The organism is Belnapia mucosa (assembly GCF_016775475.1).
GTDB lineage: Bacteria > Pseudomonadota > Alphaproteobacteria > Acetobacterales > Acetobacteraceae > Belnapia > Belnapia mucosa.
In genome coordinates, this window is sequence record NZ_JAEUXJ010000003.1 from 378825 (window position 1) to 395684 (window position 16860).

The 16860-nt window shown below is 70.6% G+C and carries 16 protein-coding genes; 2 read left to right on the forward strand and 14 right to left on the reverse strand.

The annotated features are described in order from the left end of the window. Window positions 1-6: 6 nt before the first annotated feature. From JMJ55_RS09935 to JMJ55_RS09990, 12 genes are all read right to left on the reverse strand, one after another. The gene (locus JMJ55_RS09935) at window positions 7-993 is read right to left on the reverse strand and encodes a cobalamin B12-binding domain-containing protein (protein WP_202825374.1); all 987 of its coding nucleotides are present in this window, start codon (window positions 991-993) and stop codon (window positions 7-9) included. A 375-nt stretch (window positions 994-1368) separates the two neighbouring features. Further along, a complete protein-coding gene (pufC, locus tag JMJ55_RS09940) occupies window positions 1369-2445 on the reverse strand; it encodes a photosynthetic reaction center cytochrome PufC (protein ID WP_202825375.1) in 1077 nt (358 codons plus the stop codon). Beyond that, window positions 2445-3413, reverse strand: coding sequence for a photosynthetic reaction center subunit M (pufM, locus tag JMJ55_RS09945; RefSeq protein ID WP_202825376.1), 969 nt, complete (start codon window positions 3411-3413; stop codon window positions 2445-2447). Before pufM ends, pufC begins: the two co-directional genes overlap by 1 nt. 28 nt (window positions 3414-3441) lie before the next feature. Then, window positions 3442-4266: a photosynthetic reaction center subunit L gene (pufL, locus tag JMJ55_RS09950; protein ID WP_202825377.1), complete on the reverse strand. Its 825-nt coding sequence runs from the start codon at window positions 4264-4266 to the stop codon at window positions 3442-3444. 103 nt (window positions 4267-4369) lie between these two features. Further along, window positions 4370-4546, reverse strand: a complete 177-nt coding sequence (gene pufA / locus JMJ55_RS09955) for a light-harvesting antenna LH1, alpha subunit (RefSeq protein WP_202825378.1) — start codon at window positions 4544-4546, stop codon at window positions 4370-4372. A gap of 16 nt (window positions 4547-4562) precedes the next feature. Next, entirely contained in the window at window positions 4563-4784 is a 222-nt protein-coding gene (gene pufB, locus JMJ55_RS09960; RefSeq protein WP_202825379.1) for a light-harvesting antenna LH1, beta subunit, read from the reverse strand. Window positions 4785-4920: 136 nt separating this feature from the next. Beyond that, complete coding sequence (bchZ, locus tag JMJ55_RS09965) at window positions 4921-6363, reverse strand: chlorophyllide a reductase subunit Z (protein WP_202825380.1); 1443 nt, start codon at window positions 6361-6363, stop codon at window positions 4921-4923. 4 nt (window positions 6364-6367) lie between these two features. Then, window positions 6368-7849: a chlorophyllide a reductase subunit Y gene (gene bchY / locus JMJ55_RS09970; protein ID WP_202825381.1), complete on the reverse strand. Its 1482-nt coding sequence runs from the start codon at window positions 7847-7849 to the stop codon at window positions 6368-6370. 2 nt (window positions 7850-7851) lie between these two features. Next, window positions 7852-8871: a chlorophyllide a reductase iron protein subunit X gene (locus tag JMJ55_RS09975; RefSeq protein WP_236033548.1), complete on the reverse strand. Its 1020-nt coding sequence runs from the start codon at window positions 8869-8871 to the stop codon at window positions 7852-7854. Beyond that, window positions 8868-9803: a chlorophyll synthesis pathway protein BchC gene (bchC, locus tag JMJ55_RS09980; protein WP_202825382.1), complete on the reverse strand. Its 936-nt coding sequence runs from the start codon at window positions 9801-9803 to the stop codon at window positions 8868-8870. Before bchC ends, JMJ55_RS09975 begins: the two co-directional genes overlap by 4 nt. 53 nt (window positions 9804-9856) lie before the next feature. Continuing rightward, a complete protein-coding gene (locus tag JMJ55_RS09985) occupies window positions 9857-11002 on the reverse strand; it encodes a methyltransferase (RefSeq protein ID WP_202825383.1) in 1146 nt (381 codons plus the stop codon). Between the two features lie 5 nt (window positions 11003-11007). Beyond that, window positions 11008-11877 (reverse strand): polyprenyl synthetase family protein, encoded by an 870-nt coding sequence (locus tag JMJ55_RS09990; protein WP_202825384.1) that lies wholly within the window; start codon window positions 11875-11877, stop codon window positions 11008-11010. 65 nt (window positions 11878-11942) lie between these two features. On the opposite strand from JMJ55_RS09990, the gene crtD reads away from it, so the two are divergent. Together crtD and JMJ55_RS10000 are read left to right on the forward strand one after the other, a co-directional pair. Next, window positions 11943-13490: a 1-hydroxycarotenoid 3,4-desaturase CrtD gene (gene crtD, locus JMJ55_RS09995; protein ID WP_202825385.1), complete on the forward strand. Its 1548-nt coding sequence runs from the start codon at window positions 11943-11945 to the stop codon at window positions 13488-13490. 68 nt (window positions 13491-13558) lie between these two features. Next, the gene (locus JMJ55_RS10000; protein WP_236033549.1) at window positions 13559-14353 is read left to right on the forward strand and encodes a carotenoid 1,2-hydratase; all 795 of its coding nucleotides are present in this window, start codon (window positions 13559-13561) and stop codon (window positions 14351-14353) included. A gap of 293 nt (window positions 14354-14646) precedes the next feature. On the opposite strand, the gene hemC is transcribed toward JMJ55_RS10000, so the two are convergent. Together hemC and JMJ55_RS10010 are read right to left on the reverse strand one after the other, a co-directional pair. Beyond that, the gene (hemC, locus tag JMJ55_RS10005; RefSeq protein ID WP_202825387.1) at window positions 14647-15648 is read right to left on the reverse strand and encodes a hydroxymethylbilane synthase; all 1002 of its coding nucleotides are present in this window, start codon (window positions 15646-15648) and stop codon (window positions 14647-14649) included. Window positions 15649-15663: 15 nt separating this feature from the next. After that, window positions 15664-16854, reverse strand: a complete 1191-nt coding sequence (locus tag JMJ55_RS10010) for a geranylgeranyl diphosphate reductase (RefSeq protein WP_202825388.1) — start codon at window positions 16852-16854, stop codon at window positions 15664-15666. Window positions 16855-16860: the final 6 nt, after the last annotated feature.

Below are 16860 nucleotides of genomic sequence, written 5' to 3' on the forward strand. Positions count from 1 at the left end.
CTTGGGTCATTGCGCCAGTCTCATGCCGTGCAAAGCGAGTAAGGTTTCCGCCTGGAGGGCCGCCTGCCGTCCATCGGCCGCCGTGGCATCGGCGCCGATCTGCATGGCGAGCTCCGGCTGTTCGACGAAGACCCTGCCACCCACCATGATGCCGAGCCGGGGGTTGAGCGAGGCACGCCGGAGGGTTCGGATCAGCCCGGGCATCTCCGGCAGGCTGGAGTCGCAACTCAGCGAGAGGCCGAGCACGGCGAACCACTGGCCGCCGACCAGTCCCGCGAGCGCCTCGGCATTCGCCTGGGGCTGGCTCCAGACATCCCAGCCGGCCCGCAGGAAGAACTCCGTCACCATTGCCAGGCCGAAGCTGTGCTGTTCGCCGGGCACGGGCACCAGCGCGGCGCGGCGGCGACGATCGGGCAGGCCGGGGGCGGGGATGAAGGCCGGGCTCATTTCCCGCAGGACCTGCTGCAGCCGGCCCAGGCCCATGGTGACGTCGGTGAAGCTGCAGAGATCCTCGGCCCAGAGCTGGCCGAGGCGCCGGGCCGCCGGGGCCAGCAACTCCAGATAGAGGCGGTCGAGCGGCACGCCGCGGGCGCGCATTACATCGACAAAGCAGAGGACATCGTCCGCTTCACTGGTCATGACCAGGGCGACGAGCGCAACCACATCCTCCGGGTCCGGTCCCACCTCCGGTTCCGCTTCCGGTTCCTCATCGATCCAGGAACCCTGGCGGTCCACCACGGCGTCACGCCGGCGCAGCAGCAGGCGCGGCACGACCTCGGCCTCCACGGTTTCGGCGAGAAGCGCCCGCAACTCCCTGGCCAGGCGGACCGGGGGCAGGCTGACGCGGCCGGGCGGCACAGGCTGTGGCACGATGATGGGGGAACCCAGGCGAAGCTTGGAGGCGAGGCTGTTGGCCCAGCCCAGGAAGCGCTCCCGGTCGGTATGCGACAAGCCGAATGGCGCTTCCAGGGCGACCATGAACTTGTCCACCATGACGCCTCTCCCCCGGTTTTCTTCGTTAGGAGCCACCCAGTATCAATCGAGACCCGTGCCATTCCGGCGCAACAATTCAGGTCCCCAAGGCTCACTCTTCCCGTCGAGGCATGGCAACCGGCGCCATCGGCCCAGATGGGCAACCAGACGGGCAGGAAAAGGGAGGCCGGTGCTTCTTGCCCACTGACTGTTACGATCAGCCGACGCCAGTTGGGCAAGGCTTGTCAAGAAAAGCTTACGCCCGGCGGCAGAAACTCTTTCATGGACGGCGTCGACGCAGGTCCTTGGGGTGCAGCCGCGCGCCCCTATCCGACCCCCGGAACATGCCAAGGGCCGGCACCTCCCCGGGGAGGTGCCGGCCCTGGCCTGGTACGCCTACTGCCGGACGGGCGGGGGCGCGTCGATATTGGTGATGCGGGCGAGTTCCGGATAGTCCCGCAGCATCGAGACGCCGTTCAGGGGCTTGTTCACGCCCTGATGGCAGGTGGTGCAGTTGACCTTCAGCGGGTCGTCATGCGCGCCGAGACGGGCGCGGTGCGGGCCGCTGGCCGGGCCATTGGCGTTGGCCGCCCAAATCGGCTGCAAGGGCTCGATGAAGTTGTGGTTGATGTCCCGGATCATGCGGATGCCGTGCCAGGCATTGGTCCGCTGCGGCGCGCTCTGGTCCCAGGCGGAGAAGGCGCGGCTGTTGTGGCAGGTGGTGCAGTTCACCCCGAGCGCCTGGGAGAAATGCATCATCAGCCCATAGGTGAATTCCGCATCCTTGATGCCCTGCCGGTTGCCGGCGGGCAGCGGGTCCGGCGTCTGGACGCGGATATTGATTGCCTCGTCCAGGTAGCGGCTGAAGGGGTCGTAGGGGAGCGAGCTGTCGCCCACCACGGGCGAGGCCAGGTTCTGACCGTTGGAGGAGGCCGAGAAGCCCTCGCCCCGCATCGGGCCGGTATTCTCCGCCCAGACATTCAGCGGCACCGGGTTGCCGCGATGGCAGGTGTAGCAGGTGACGCCGGTCTCCAGCACATGCGGCTTCCACTCCGCATTGATGCGGGCGACCATCTGCAGCATCCGCCGGGCGACGACCTTGGTGTAGATCTCGTCGGAGGCCATGTTCGCCGTGTTGTGGCAGTAGCCGCAGCCCTGTTGCGGGGACACCCAGGCGGTCATCGCCGCCATGGTGCGGGCGAATTCGATGACGCCGAGCTCACCCAGCACCTGCACATTCTGATAGGTCTGCCCGGCACGGGGACCGGCCGAGGGCACCCGCGGCAAGGGTGTCGGCACCTGGTTCGCGGCAGCCAGCGCCGGTTGCAGCCGCGGATTGGCGACGTTGCCGAGGGCGACGCCGCGGAAGCCGGTCTGCACCGTCTCCACCGGCGGACGCTCGAAGGTGAGGAGGATGATCGCCAGGCCGAGCAGCCCGGCGAGGACGGCGCCGAGTTTGAGAGTGAAGCTCATCACCGTGCTCCCAGCAGGGGGTCGGGCATGGCGCGGAATACCTCGGGATAGGCCGGGGCGATGCCGTGCTTGACGCCCCAGAGGTACCAGTTGTCGACCACCGTGCCGGTCAGCAGGATGCCGATGCCGCCCGTCAGCGGGCAGAGCACGGCGAACCACCAGGCCCAGCGGTGGACGCTCTCGAAGGTGGCGTTGAAGCCCATGGTCCAGCGCCAGAAGAGGGCGCAGCGTTCATGCGCCGTGCCGCGGTCGATCACCTGCTCCACCTCGCGCTCCGAGCCGAAGCGGCCGGCCGCCAGGATGGTGGCGCCGTGCATGGCGAAGAGCAGCGTCGACCCGTAGAGGAAGACGATCGAGAGCATGTGGAAGGGGTTGTAGAACAGGTTGCCGTAGCGGATGGAAAACGCCGCGGTCCAGTCGAGATGCGGGAAGATGCCGAAGGGCACCGCCTCCGACCAGGAACCCATCAGCAACGGGCGGATGAAGCCGAGCACGAGATAGAGCCAGATGGCGGCGGCGAAGGCCCAGGGCACATGGCTGCCAAGGCCGAGCTGGCGCGCACGGCGATAGGTGCGCGCCCACCAGAGCAGGATCGAGAGCGTCAGGAAGAAGCCGGCGAGCAGCCACCAGCCGCCCTCGGCGAGCGGCGGGATCTGCAGCCCATAGGCGGGCGATGGCGGCTCGAGCGCAAGCCAGGGCAGCTGGCGGATGAACTGGACCGGGCTCCAATTCACCGAGGCCAGCATGTTGAGTCCGATGATCTCGAAGGCGGCGAAGCCGAAGCCGAGCGAGATGAGGCCGAGCCAGCCGAGATAGATCGGGCCGATCTGCGCATCGCCGAGATAGCCGAGGATATGGGAGAAATTCGGCTTGCCGTCGCGCGGGCTGTCACCGCGGGCGAGCGGCACGCCAGCATAGGCCGGCCCCCTCACCTGCACGCGGGTGAAGATGTTCTGGTATTCGGCCATGGGGATATTCCTCCTCCTTGCTTGGGGCTCAGTTCCAGATCGGCAGGTTGAGCCACCAGTTCCACCACTGCGGCCAGCCATGGGTCCAGAAGGGCCCGGAGATGACGATGCAGACCGCGCTCCAGAACCCGGCGGACAGCGCCAGGAAGAGGCCGAGGCGGTGGATGCCGAGCGTGCCGATGGAATAGCCGATGGTGTCGCGGAAGAAGGTGTTCTCGTGTTCGGCCGTCTTCACATCCTCGCCCTTGGGCGGGTTGATCGCCGAGAGCACCAGCGCGCCGTGCAGCGAGAGGGCCAGCGTCGTGGTGAAGAAGAAGGTCACCGCGAGCATATGCGCCGGGTTGTAATGGAAATGCAGATACTGGTAGCCGGTGTTCGACACCCAATCGAGATGGCTGAGGATGCCGTAAGGGAAGCCATGGCCCCACGCGCCCAGCAGCACCGGGCGTATCACCACCAGGGTGAAATAGGCGAAGACCGCCATGCCGTAGGCGACCGGGATGTGGTAGCCCATGCCAAGCTTGCGCGCGATCTCCGCCTGGCGCAGCGCCCAGGAGACGAAGGCGCCGAGGGCGCAGACGGTGACGATCTGCCAGATCCCGCCATCTTTCAGCGGGGCGAGGCCGAGGCCGTATTTCAGGTCGGGCGGGGCGATGTTGATCGTCCAGGGGTTCCAGGTGCCGCCGATCGCGGCGCCGTAGAAGATCATCAGCGTGCCGACCAGGGTGCAGAACACCGTCGTGACGCCGAAGAAGCCGACATAGAAGGGACCGACCCAGAAATCGAACAGGTCGCCCCCGATCAGGGTGCCCCCGCGGACGCGGTACTTCCTCTCAAAGCTGAGCATCGCCATGGTGGATACCCCCGGATGGGGAGGCGGTCCGTGCGGGCAGCCTCGTTGCGGCAAGGTCGGCGGCGGACGGAGGGATGCCCCGTCCGCCACCCGGGCGGTCTTGCTAGACGACCGAACTGGTGGTGTCGGTGATCATCGCCTGCGGGCGCGGACCCTCGATCCAGTTGAAGCGGTTGGTGCTGAGCAGGATGAAATGGATCACCAGCGCGAGCACGAGCAGGAAGGTGAAGAGCCCGATCAATGCCCGACGCGGATCGAACAGCAGCCAGATGCGCCACATGAGTCCTGTCCTCCCTTCAGGTGATGTAGCTGGCGAGCGATGTCGCGCCGTCGATCATCGACTGCACATAGCCCCGCGGCCCGGGCAGCCAGGGGCGCCATTGCCAAACCAGGAAATGCGCGACGATGGCGATGACGGTGAAGATGATGAAGGACGTGACGAAGATTCCGTGGAATTCCTTCGCTTCGCTCTCCGTCAGCCCCGTCAGCGAGCCATCCCGCATGTCGGTACCGGCCATCTCGATTGCCTCCGTGATGGCGGCCTTGCGGCCGTTACCGCGCAATTCCCGCGCGGCTGGGATCGACGCGGCCGGTTGAGCCACGCACGACGTGTGGCCGCGCAGCCTGGGCGCGCGACGATGGGATGGCGGCCGGTCATGCGACGCGGCCCTCGGCAAGGTCGCGCAGCAGCGCGGCGATGCGGGATGCGGTGACGGCGGGCTCGGCGGCCTCGCGCGCGTCGCGCTCGGCGCGGTCGCGCAGGCGCTTGGCGGCCGAGATGCGGAGCAGGAAGGGCTCGGTCTCGAGATGCGCCTCGAGCAGCGACTGCGCCTCCGGCTCCCAGCGCTCGGCGGGGCGGGCGGGGGTGGCGGCGACGCGGTCGAGATCCGTCCCGAGGGGGAGGATGTGGAAGAGCGCGTCGAACAGCGCGTTGCAGTATTCCTGGATGAGGTAGGTGGCGCCGGCATAGCCCATGAAGGGCGTGCCGGTAGCGCGGCGGATGATCGCGCCCGGAAAGCTGGCCGGGATGTAGGTGCTGCGGGCCTTGGCCTCGGCGGCGTACATCCGCTCGTTGTAGGAGCCGAAGAGGACGAGGTGCGGCGTCTTGTGGATGGCGGTGCGGACGGCGGCGTTGTCGGTCTTCATCCCAGGTTGGCGGGCGAAGGAGAAGGCGCAGGGGATGCCCATCTCCTCCTCGAGGAAACGACGGAAGCCGCGAACATAGGTCTCGGTGGCGACGACCGCGAAGCTGGCCGTCGCGTAGAAATCCTGCGTCACGCTGCGCCAGAGGTCCCAGATCGGCTTGATCGTGGTGTGCTTCTCGCGCTCGATGAAGGGCTCCGGGTCGAGGCCGGTCAGCTCGCCGAGCTTGCGCAGGAAATTGGTGGTGGCGAAGAGGCCGATGGGGGCCATCAGGTAGGGCCGCTCCAGCGTCTCGCAGAGCTTGCGGCCGAACTCGCGGTAGAGGCAGATGTTGACGTCCGCATCCGGCAGGCGGGCGATGTCGTCCACATGGCTGCCGAGCGGGAAGACGAGGTTGATCTCGCAGCCGATCCCCTCGACCAGGCGCCGGATCTCGGCGAGGTCGGAGGGCATGTTGAAGGTGCCGTAGATCGGGCCGATCAGGTTGACGCGGGGCGGGCTGCCCTCGGTGCGCTTGCGCGGGCGGACCTTCTTGGCGCCGAACTCCGTCCAGAGCCAGTTGATGGCGCGGTCGGCGGCCTGCCACTGGTCCTCGTCGATGGTGCGCGGGATGAAGCGGCGGAGGTTGCTGCCCTCGGGCGTCACGCCGCCGCCGATCATCTCGGCGATGCTGCCGGTGACGACGACGGCGGGGAGGTCCGCATCGCCGGCGGCCGCGGCGCGCTTCATCGGGCCCTCGGTCCCGGTCTGGGAAAGGGCCTCCTCGTCGAGGCCGGTGACCACCACGGGCAGTTCGTGCGGCGGCAGGGCGTCGGTGTAGTGGAGGACGGCGGTGACGGGCAGGTTCTCGCAGCCGACCGGGCCGTCGATCACGGTACGCAGCCCGCGCACGGCGCTGAAGGCATAGACGGCGCCCCAGTAGCCGCCGGCGCGGTCGTGGTCGAGGACGAGCATCGTGCTAGCTCCCCACCGCTTCGTCGGCCTTGAGCTTGGCGGCGCGCAGCTTGCGCTGGCGGTCGCGGAAGCCGGCGGGCTCCTCCGGCTTGCCGCGGAAGCCGTAGCCGGCGCGGTCCGGCGTGCCGACACCCTCGAAGAAGGAGACCATGCGGGAGAAGCGCTCCCTCCCCCGCGTCTGCGCGGCGACGATCGCCGCCATGGAGCCGGCGCCGGCGGGGCCGAAGAGCGGCCGGGCGGAGACCATGTTGGTGAAGTAGAGGGCGGGGATGCCCATCTCCTTCGCCCGCTGCACCAGGGGCGTGGTGCCGAGGGCGAGGTCGGGCCTGACCTCGGTCATCGCCGCCATGTCCTGCTCGAGGCTGGCGCGGTACTGGACATGGGTGCCGCGGGCGGCGAGCCAGGCGCGGTCGGCCTCGGACCATTCGGTGCGCGGGCAGGCGGTGCCGACATAGGGCACCTCGGCGCCGGCCTCGGCCAGCAGGCGGGCGACCAGGAGCTCGGAGCCCTCGTAGCCGGAGACGGTGATGCGGGCGGCGATGGGCGCGGCGGCGAGCGCGGTCTGGATGGCCGGCAGCGCCCGCGCCTTGGCGATGTCGATGCGGGATTGCGGCAGGCCGGCGGCGCGGCCGATGCCCTGCAGCCAGGCCTCGGTGCCCTCGAGGCCGACGGGGCCGGAGCCGACCACGGGGCGGCCGGCGGTGGCAAATTCGCGGACGCTGGCAGTGTAGAAGGGGTGGGTGGCGGCGGCGACCTCGCAGTCGAGCGCGGCGTAGAGGTCGCGCCACTCGCGGGCAGGCGTCTGCGGGGCGACGGCGAGGCCCATCGGGGCCAGGAGCGCGGCAATGCCCATGGGGTCGGCGGGGAAGAGCTCGCCGATCAGCGCGACGGTCGGCTCGCCCTCGATCAGGCTGGTGGGGCGGGCGACGGGGCCGGCCTCCGCCTCGTGGCGGGCATAGCGGAGCATGGCGCCGGCCAGCACATCCTTCGCCTCGGCATGGGTCGGCACGCCGAAGCCGGGCACGTCGATGCCGATGACGCGGACGCCGTCGATCTGCTTCGGCAGCAGGTCCAGCGGCACGCCCGAGGCGGTCGGGACGCAGAGGTTGATGACGATGATGGCGTCCAGCTCATCGGGCTTCGCGGTGGCGTGGACGGCCTCGCGGATATCCTCGAAGAGCTTGCCGGTGACCAGCGTCTCGGAGTTGAAGGGCACGTAGCCGACGCTGCGGCGGGCGCCGTAGAAATGGCTGGTGAAGGTGAGGCCATAGACGCAGCAGGCGCTGCCCGAGAGGATCGTCGCCACGCGGCGCATGCGCAGGCCCACACGGAGCGAGCCGAAGGCGGGGCACATGCTCTGCGGCTGATCGTGCGGGCCGCGCGGGTAGTCGGCCATCAGCCGGTCGAGTGCATCCGACTTGCCGGCGGCGCGGGCGGCGGCCTGCATCGTCTCGCGGCCGCCATGGCAGGATGCGCCCTCGGCCATGCTCAGCTTCCCTCGTAGACGACTTCGAGGGAGGGCTTCTCGACCAGGGCCGAGCCGCACATATCCTCCATCGTCGCCGGGTTCAGCACCACGCCGCGGCCGACCGCATCGCCCTTGAAGAGGCCGAGCAGGTTCTCGTGCGAGAGCGGGGTGGGACGGACCGGCGGGGCCGTCGCCACCTGTTCGGCCAGGGTCTCGAAGACCGAGGCCCAGGGGCTGCCGGGCATGCCGACGATCTCGTAATTGGCCGACTTGCGGCGGATGTCGTCATCGGCGGGGATGGCCGAGAGGACGGGGATGCCGACGGCCTCCGCGAAGGCCTGTGCCTCGCCGGTGCCGTCATCCTTGTTGATGACAAGGCCGGCGACGCCGACATTGCCGCCGAGGCGGCGGAAGTAGTCCACCGCCGAGCAGACGTTGTTGGCGACGTAGAGGCTCTGCAGGTCGTTGGAGCCGACGACGATCACCTTCTGGCACATGTCGCGGGCGATCGGCAGGCCGAAGCCGCCGCAGACCACGTCGCCGAGGAAGTCGAGCAGGACGTAGTCGAAGTCCCATTGGTGGAAGCCGAGCTTCTCCAGCAGCTCGAAGCCGTGGATGATCCCCCGCCCGCCGCAGCCGCGTCCGACCTCCGGCCCGCCGAGCTCCATGGCGTAGACGCCGTCGCGCTTGAAGCAGACATCGCCGATGGCGACGGCCTCGCCGGCCAGCTTCTTCTTCGAGGACGTCTCGATGATGGTCGGGCAGGCGCGGCCGCCGAAGAGCAGGCTGGTGGTGTCGCTCTTCGGGTCGCAGCCGATGAGCAGGACGCGCTTGCCCTGCTGCGCCATCATGTATGAGAGGTTTGCCAGGGTGAAGGACTTGCCGATGCCGCCCTTGCCGTAGATGGCGATGACCTGCGTCTCGCGCTTCACCGGGCCGGTATGCGGGGCGTCCGGCTCCTGCGCGGCCTCGGCACGGAGCGCGTCCTGCATGCTCGCCTGCGGTTGGGCCGAGTTGGGCTTGCCGACGGATGCGTTCATGAACACTCGCTCCAATCCAGGACCATCTTGAGGCAGGACGCATCGGTGAAGGCGGTGCGGTAGGCGGAGGCGGCCTGGGGCGCGGCCTCCCGGTGGGTGATGAGGCCGTCCAGCGACAGGCGGCCGGACCCGATCAGCGCGTTCACCGCGGCGAGGTCGGGGGCGCGCCACTCGGCGGCGATGCGGAGGCGGGCCTCGCGCATGAAGGCGGGCGGGAAGGCGAAGGAGAGCGGCGCGGCATAGAAGCCGGCCAGCACGATCTCGCCGCCCGGGGCGAGGCGGGCGATCAGCGTGTCGAGCAGGGCGCCGTCGCCGCTGACATCGACGATGCTGCGGTAGTCGCGCCGCGGGTCCTCGGCGGGGTCGAGGACGGGGTAGCCCTCGGCGCCGGTGCGGCGGGCGGGGTTGCTCTCCCACACCGTGGGCGGGGCGGCGCCGGCGGCCAGCGCCAGGCGGGCCAGCAGCCGGCCGAGGACGCCGTGGCCGATGATCAGCTCCGGCTGCGTGCCGCCCGCCGTCGCGTGGTGGGCGGTGGCGGCGAGGGCCAGCAGCACCGCGTTCTCGCGGAGGGAGGAGGCGACGGGGACGGTCTTCTCGCCGGCGACGACCAGGCGGCGGGCAGCGCCGCCGAACAGCCCGCGCACCGGGCCGAAGCAGCGGGCGCCGGGGACGAAGACGCGCTGGCCGGGCGTGCGGCCGGATAGCGGGCCGGCCTGGGCTATGCGGCCGACCGACTCGTAGCCGGGGACCAGCGGGTAGCCCATGCCGGGGAAGCTTGGCATCCGTCCGCTCCAGAGCAGGCGCTCCGTGCCGGTGCTGATGCCGCTCCATTCGACGTCGACGACGACATCCTCCGCGCCGGGCGGGGTGAGGTCGAGCCGGCGGAGCATCAGTTGCTCCGGTTCCTGCAGCAGGACTGCCATGGTGTCCATCGTCAGCCCTCCCTCTTCTGATTAGTGTCAGCTTAATCTGACACTAATGGCTGTCAAGTATTAACGACAGCTTCGGCTGTCATCACCCGAACGAGCAGCGGCGTGCGGGTCGGGCGCAGGCGAGGCGCGGTGAAGCCGGCTTGGCGGAGCAGGACGGACAGCTCGGCAGGCGTGCGGGCGCGGCCGGTGCCCATGGCGAGGAGGTAGAAGCCGAAATAGGCCTCGCCGATCGGCTCGGCGCCGGGGGTGGCGGCCATCGGCTCGGCGAGCAGCAGCGTGCCGCCGGGCGGCAGGGCGGCACGGGCGGCGCGGAGGATGGCGAGCACCCGGTCGTCGTCGTGGTCGTGGATGACGCGGACCAGGCTCAGGATGTCGGCGCCTCGGGGAAGCGCGTCGGTGGTGACGTCGCCGCCGTGCAGACTCGCGCGGTCGGCCATGCCGGCGGCGGCGAAGCGGGGGCGGGCGCGTTCGGCGACGGCGGGGAGGTCGAAGAGCATCAGGCGGAGATGCGGGTGACGTGTGCCGGCGGCGCGGAGGAAGGAGCCGTCGCCGCCGCCGACATCGAGCAGGCAGCGGTGGGGGCGGAGGGAGATGGCGGCCAGGACCTCCTCCGCGATGATGGGCTGGGAGGCGGCCATCAGGTCGGTATAGGCGGCAACCTGGTCGGGGCGGAGGGCGGCAGGCGCCGCCGTCCCGGCATAGGGCCAGTAGCCGGAGAGGTGGTTGCCGCCGCGCGGGCGGCGCAGCAGGGCGACCGGGTCGGCGAGGTCGCCATAGACGAGGGCGTGGTGCTCGACCATCGCCGTGACGCCGAGATTGTCCACCATGGCGGCGCCGAGCGGGCCGAGGCCCCAACGGCCTCCGCTGCGCCGCGCCAGCAGGCCGAGCGAGGCGGCGGCGGCGAAGAGGCGGGCAGCGGATTCGGGCGGCAGGGCGAGGCGGGCGGCGAGGCGGGATTCCTCCTCGGGGCCATCGCGGAGGATGTCGAAGAGGCGGAGGCGGACGCAGGCGAGCAGCACCTGCGAGTAGACGAAGCCGGCGCAGAGATCGAAGAGCGCGCGCACGCGGCGGCGGGCGACGGGCCGCGTCAGCGGGAAGCGCGTCGCCAGGCTGCGGAAGCGCGGGCTGGCGAGGATGCGGTCATAGGTGTCGCGCACGCGGTCCAGCAGGCCGGCGGGCCGGGCCATGGCGCCGGACATGCGGGCTATGCGGCCCGCACCGCGAGGCTGCGCGGCAGCAGGCGCTGCGTCTCCAGCAGGATGACGGCGCGGAGGCCTTCGGCGCCCGGGCAGGGCGGGATGGCGGCGGCGGCATCGGCGGCGAGGGATTCGAGGCGGGCGATGGCGCCGGGGAGGCCGAGTTGCAGGACGGCGCTCGGGCGGTGGTGGGCGGCGTCCTGGCCGGTGGGCTTGCCGAGTTCCGCCTCGTCGGAGACGGCGTCGCGGATGTCGTCGGCGACCTGGTAGGCCTCGCCGAGGCGGTCGCCGAGGAGGCGCCATGCGTCCGGGTCGGCGCCGGCGGCGGCGGCGCCGGCGGCGGTGGCGGCGGCGAAGAGGGAGCCGGTCTTCTGCCGCTGGTATTCGGTTAGGTCGCAGCGGGGCTCGCTTTCCCAGCCCTGGCCGGCGACGATGCCCGTCGGCATGCCGACCGAATCGCCGATGGTCAGCATCAGCGGACCGAGGCGTTGCGGCGCGGCAGCGGCGGCGCGGGCCATCAGCTGGAAGGCGAGGACGATGAGGGCGTCGCCGGCCAGCACCGCCAGAGGTTCGTTGAAAGCGCGGTGCAGGCTCGGCTTGCCGCGGCGGGTGGCGGCGTCGTCGAAGCAGGGCAGGTCGTCATGCACGAGGGAGGCGCAGTGCAGGAGCTCGATGGCGGCGCCGGCGGACTCCGCGAGGCCGGGCTGGTCGTCGCCGACCGCGCCGGCGACGGCGAGGACAAGGCGCGGGCGGAGGCGGGCGCCGCGGGGGAAGACGGCGTAGCGCATGGCTTCGGCGAGGCGCGGCGGGCTGCCGAGGCCTTCGGCGAGGGCGATGGCGGCGTTGAGGGCTCGTTCGATCCGCGTCACGGCGTCCATGGCGACCTCCCCTGCCTTGGTTGTAATACTTGATTGTCAGCCAGAAGTGTCATCTTTAATGGACAATGGCGTCAACGACTAATCACGCAGAGCCGCGGGTAGTGGTGATCGGGGCCGGCATCGCCGGGCTGGCGGCGGCCGTCGTGCTCGCGGCGCGGGGGCTCGACGTCACCGTGCTCGAGCGGGCGGCGGCACCGGGCGGGAAGATGCGGGAGGTCGCGGTGGGCGATGCGCGCATCGATGGCGGGCCGACGGTCTTCACCATGCGCTGGGTCTTCGAGGAGCTCTTCGCCGAGGCGGGGGCCTCGCTCGATGAGCATGTGGGGTTGCGGCCGGTCTCGGTGCTGGCGCGGCATGCCTGGGGCGAGCGGGAGAGGCTCGACCTCTTCGCCGACATCGGGGCATCGGCCGATGCGATCGGGCGGTTCGCGGGGGCGGCGGAGGCGCGCGGCTACCGCGACTTCTGCGAGCGGGCGCGGAAGATCTACCGGACGCTGGAGGGGCCGTTCATCCGCGCGGCGCGGCCGACGCCCCTGTCGCTGGCGGCGGGGGCGGGGCTGCGCGGGCTCACCGACATGTGGGGCGTCTCGCCCTTTGCCACGCTCTGGAAGGAGCTGGGGAAGCACTTCCGCGATGCGCGGCTGCGGCAGCTCTTCGGGCGTTATGCGACCTATTGCGGGTCCTCACCCTTCCAGGCGCCGGCCACCTTGATGCTCGTCGCGCATGTGGAGCAGGCGGGGGTGTGGCTGGTCGATGGCGGGATGCATCGCCTGGCCCTGGCGCTGGCAGGGCTGGCGGAGGCCAAGGGGGCGCGGTTCCGCTACGGCGCCGAGGTGCGGGAGATCGAGGCGCAAGGCGGGCGGGTGTCGGGCGTCGTGCTGCGGAGCGGCGAGCGGATCGGAGCGGAGGCGGTCATCGCCAATGCCGATCTCGGGGCGCTGGCGGGCGGGTTGCTCGGGGCGGCGGCGCAGGGCGCGGTCGAGAGGCCGGCGGCGGAGCGGAGCCTGTCGGCGATGACCTGGTGCATGGAGGCCAAGGCTTCGGGCTTTCCGCTGGCGCGGCATACGGTGTTCTTCTCGCGCGACTACGAGGCGGAGTTCCGCGACATCTTCGGGCGTGGGCGGTTGCCGGCGGAGCCCACGGTCTATGTCTGCGCGCAGGACCGCGACGATGCGGGGGCCGGGCCCGATGGGCCGGAGCGGCTGCTCGTGCTGACCAATGCGCCGGCGCTCGGCGACCGGCGCGCCTTCACCGCCGAGGAGACCGCATCATGCGAGAGGAACAGCTTCGACCTGCTGCGGCGCTGCGGGTTGCAGATGGAGAAGGGGGCGACGGTGCTGACCACGCCGCTGGGCTTCGAGCGGCTCTTCCCGGCGACGGGCGGGGCGCTCTACGGCCGGGCGCTGCATGGCTGGGCGAGCAGCTTCGGGCGGCCGGGAGCGGCGACAAGGCTGCCGGGGCTCTTCCTGGCGGGGGGAAACGTGCATCCCGGGCCGGGCGTACCGATGGCGGCGATGTCGGGGCGGCTGGCGGCGGCGCAGCTGATTGGGCACCTGGATTCGACCGCGCGGTCGCGCCGGACGGCTATGCCTGGTGGTATGTCGACGCGCTGAGCGATGACGGGCGGCATGGGCTGACGATCATCGCCTTCCTCGGCAGCGTGTTCTCGCCGTATTACGCGATGGCGCGGCGGCGGGGGGCGGCGGACCCGCTGAACCATTCGGGGCTGAATGTGGCGCTCTACGGTGCGCCGCGGCGCTGGGCGATGACGGAGCGCGGACGCGATTCGGTGCGGCGGAGTGCGACGACGCTGCAGCTTGGGCCGAGTGCGCTGGACTGGGACGGCGAGGTGCTGACCATCCGCATCGAGGAGGTGACGGCGCCGATCCCCTCGCGGCTGCGGGGCGTGGTGCGCATCCGGCCGGCGGGGATCAATCCGCGGCGCTTCCTGCTGGATGCGGCGGGGCGGCATCGCTGGCAGCCGATCGCGGCGGTGGGGCGGGCGGAGGTGGCGTTCGAGAAGCCGGGGCTGAGCTGGTCCGGCGCGGCGTATTTCGACACGAATGACGGGGATGCGCCGCTGGAGCGGGACTTCGTCGAATGGGACTGGTGCCGGGCGCCGCTCCGCGAGGGGGCGGCGATCCTCTACAACGCGGAGCGGCGGGACGGGACAAAGCAGTCGCTCGCCTTGCGTGTCGATGCGGCGGCGCAGGTGCGCGAGATGGCGGTGCCCTCCCCTGCCCTGCTGCCGCGGACGCGCTGGGGCATCCGCAGGCCGACGGGGGTGGATGCGGGACATCAGCCGCGTGTCGTGCAGGTGCTGGAGGATGCGCCCTTCTACGCGCGCTCCGTCATCGAGACGCAGCTTTGCGGGGAGCGGGCGACGGCGGTGCATGAGAGCCTGATGCTCGACCGGTTCGCGGCGCTGCCGATCCAGATGATGCTGCCGTTCAAGATCCCAAGGCGGTGGGTTTAGGGCCCGTTGGACAAGGCCGGTCGGGTCGGTCCGACGGGTTTTTTTCGCCCTAGGTGCGTCGGACGGCTTGCCGATGCAACCAGCATCGGCGGCACCGTCCTCCTTCCGGGGCAATCCCTCGCGGGCCCTCAACCGCCGGCCTTGTTTAACGGGCCTTATTCCTTCCGCTTGTCGCGCTTCAGCCGGATCAGCTCCCAGATTGCGAGGCCGAGCACGAGGAGCAGGATCAGCGCCCATTCGAATTGCGCAAGGACCGCCATCATCGCGCCGCTCCCCGCTCCGGTGTCTCGGCGCTACGCCAGGATATCCGCCGGCGCTTCCCGCCGCAGCCGCTCGCCGAGGGCGCGGCCGAGCCGCGCCGCGTCGGCAGACGGGCCCTCCGCGGTGTGACGCAGCAGATAGCTGCCATCCGCCCGCGCCACCAGCCCGGTCAGCCGCACCACCCCATCCGTCCCGAGCCGCGCATGCGCCCCGATCGGCGTCCGGCAGGAGCCGTCCAGCGCACCCAGCAGCGCCCGCTCCGCCGTCGCCACCACCCGCGCCTCGCGGTCCTCGATGGCGGAGAGCAGCTCATGCAGCTCGGTGTCGCGGGCGCGTACTGTGACGCCGACGATGCCCTGACCGGCCGCCGGCACCACCGTCTCGGGGTCGAGCACGATCCCCGCCTCCCGCTCCAGCCCCATCCGCTTCAGCCCGGCGATGGCGAGGAAGGAGGCGGCGAAATCGCCGTTCCGCACCCGGCCCAGCCGGGTCTGGATATTGCCGCGAATGATCTCGCAGCGGAGATCGGGCCGGAGATGCAGCAGCTGCGACTGCCGCCGGACCGAGGCGGTGCCGACCAGCGCCCCATGCGGGATGCAGGCCAGCGGGTCCCGCCGGTCGGGCGCGCCGCAGACCGGGCCGAGCACGATAGCGTCGCGCGGATCCTCCCGCCGCAGCAGGCAGGCCAGCACGATCCCCGGCGGCAGCTCCGTCTCCAAATCTTTGAGGCTGTGGACCGCGAAATCCACCTGCCCATCCAGCAGCGCCTCATGGATCTCCTTGGCGAAGAGCCCCTTGCCGCCGATATCGGCCAGCCGCCGGTCCTGCACCCGGTCGCCCTCGGTGCTGATGACATGCTCGTCGAAGGCCTTGGCGTCCCGCAGCACCGGGCAGAAGCGGCTGATGATCGAGAGGAAATGTCGCGTCTGCCACAAGGCGAGCGGCGAGCCCCGCGTGCCCACCTTCAGCGGCAGGCTCTGCCCCGCGCCATGGCGCGGCGCGGTCGGGATATCGAGGGAGCGCAAACGGGTCATCGAGGGCACTCCTGCTCAGGCGCGGGCGAAGCCGAAAAGATGGGCCAGATCCTTGAAGAAAATGCGCACATGCGCCATCGGATCGCGGCGGACCAATTCCTTGTTCATGTAGGATTCCCAGGTCAGCCGCTGGACATCCTTGTCCTCGCAGATGGCGACGAACTTCTCCCGCCGCTTGTCGGAGGAATACCAGAAGTACTGCATGATCCCGAGGATCCAGAAGACCCGGCCATGCGCCTTCATGAAGCGCTTGCGCGCGAGGCCGAGCGCCCGCGCATCACCCGTGGCGAGGCAGGCTTCCGCCGCCTCCGCCGCCAGCCGCCCGCCGAGCATGGCATAGTAGATGCCCTCGCCCGAGGCCGGCGCGACCACGCCCGCCGCATCCCCCGCCAGCACCACGTCGCGCCCGTTGTCCCAGCGCCTGGCCGGCTTCATCGGGATCGGCGCCCCCTCGCGGCGGATCGTCGCCTGCCCCGCCAGCCCCGTCGCCTCGCGCAGCGCGCCGACCGAGCCCCGCAGCGAGAAGCCCTTATGGGCGGAGCCGGTGCCGATGCTCGTCGTCTCCCCATGCGGGAAGATCCAGGAATAGAAATCCGGCGAATGCCGCCCCTGGTAGAAGACGTCGCAGCGCTTCGCGTCGAACTTCCCCGTGCCGTCGGCCGGCGAGGCGACGATCTCATGATAGGCGAAGACGCACGGCACCTTGGCCGCCGCCGGCACCTCCTGCTTCGCCACCTTGCTCTTCGCCCCATCCGCGCCGATTACCAGCCGCGTCCGGATGCGCGCCTCGACACCATCCTTCCCGGCATAGACGACGACCGCCGTCCCATCCGCCTCATGCTCGATCCGCTCGAAGCTGCCCGTCGCGCGCTCCGCCCCGTTCTCCGCCGCGCGCACTCGTAGAAATTCGTCGAAATGCTCCCGGTCCACCATGCCGACGAAGCCGCCATCGATCGGCATGTCCACCTCGCGGGCGGAGGGCGCAATCATCCGCGCCGCATTCACCCGCGCCACGATGATGCGGTCCGGGATGTCGAAGTCGCGCACCAGCCGGGGCGGGATGGCGCCGCCGCAGGGCTTGATCCGCCCCGCCTTGTCGAGCAGCAGCACCCGCCGCCCGGCCCGCGCCAGGTCATCCGCCGCCGTCGCCCCGGAGGGCCCACCGCCGACCACGACGACATCGAAGCTTCCCGGCTCGTTGGCCATGGTCGT

Coding starts and splice junctions, on each gene's coding strand:
- bchZ (WP_202825380.1), bottom strand. CDS start 6,363: ATGCTCGTCCTCGACCACGACCGCGCCGGCGGCTACTGGGGCGCCGTC.
- JMJ55_RS10000 (WP_236033549.1), top strand. CDS start 13,559: ATGGCGCGGCGGCGGGGGGCGGCGGACCCGCTGAACCATTCGGGGCTG.
- pufM (WP_202825376.1), bottom strand. CDS start 3,413: ATGGCCGAATACCAGAACATCTTCACCCGCGTGCAGGTGAGGGGGCCG.
- JMJ55_RS10010 (WP_202825388.1), bottom strand. CDS start 16,854: ATGGCCAACGAGCCGGGAAGCTTCGATGTCGTCGTGGTCGGCGGTGGG.
- bchY (WP_202825381.1), bottom strand. CDS start 7,849: ATGGCCGAGGGCGCATCCTGCCATGGCGGCCGCGAGACGATGCAGGCC.
- JMJ55_RS09990 (WP_202825384.1), bottom strand. CDS start 11,877: ATGGACGCCGTGACGCGGATCGAACGAGCCCTCAACGCCGCCATCGCC.
- bchC (WP_202825382.1), bottom strand. CDS start 9,803: ATGGACACCATGGCAGTCCTGCTGCAGGAACCGGAGCAACTGATGCTC.
- crtD (WP_202825385.1), top strand. CDS start 11,943: ATGGCGTCAACGACTAATCACGCAGAGCCGCGGGTAGTGGTGATCGGG.
- pufA (WP_202825378.1), bottom strand. CDS start 4,546: ATGTGGCGCATCTGGCTGCTGTTCGATCCGCGTCGGGCATTGATCGGG.
- pufL (WP_202825377.1), bottom strand. CDS start 4,266: ATGGCGATGCTCAGCTTTGAGAGGAAGTACCGCGTCCGCGGGGGCACC.
- pufC (WP_202825375.1), bottom strand. CDS start 2,445: ATGAGCTTCACTCTCAAACTCGGCGCCGTCCTCGCCGGGCTGCTCGGC.
- JMJ55_RS09935 (WP_202825374.1), bottom strand. CDS start 993: ATGGTGGACAAGTTCATGGTCGCCCTGGAAGCGCCATTCGGCTTGTCG.
- hemC (WP_202825387.1), bottom strand. CDS start 15,648: ATGACCCGTTTGCGCTCCCTCGATATCCCGACCGCGCCGCGCCATGGC.
- pufB (WP_202825379.1), bottom strand. CDS start 4,784: ATGGCCGGTACCGACATGCGGGATGGCTCGCTGACGGGGCTGACGGAG.
- JMJ55_RS09985 (WP_202825383.1), bottom strand. CDS start 11,002: ATGTCCGGCGCCATGGCCCGGCCCGCCGGCCTGCTGGACCGCGTGCGC.
- JMJ55_RS09975 (WP_236033548.1), bottom strand. CDS start 8,871: ATGAACGCATCCGTCGGCAAGCCCAACTCGGCCCAACCGCAGGCGAGC.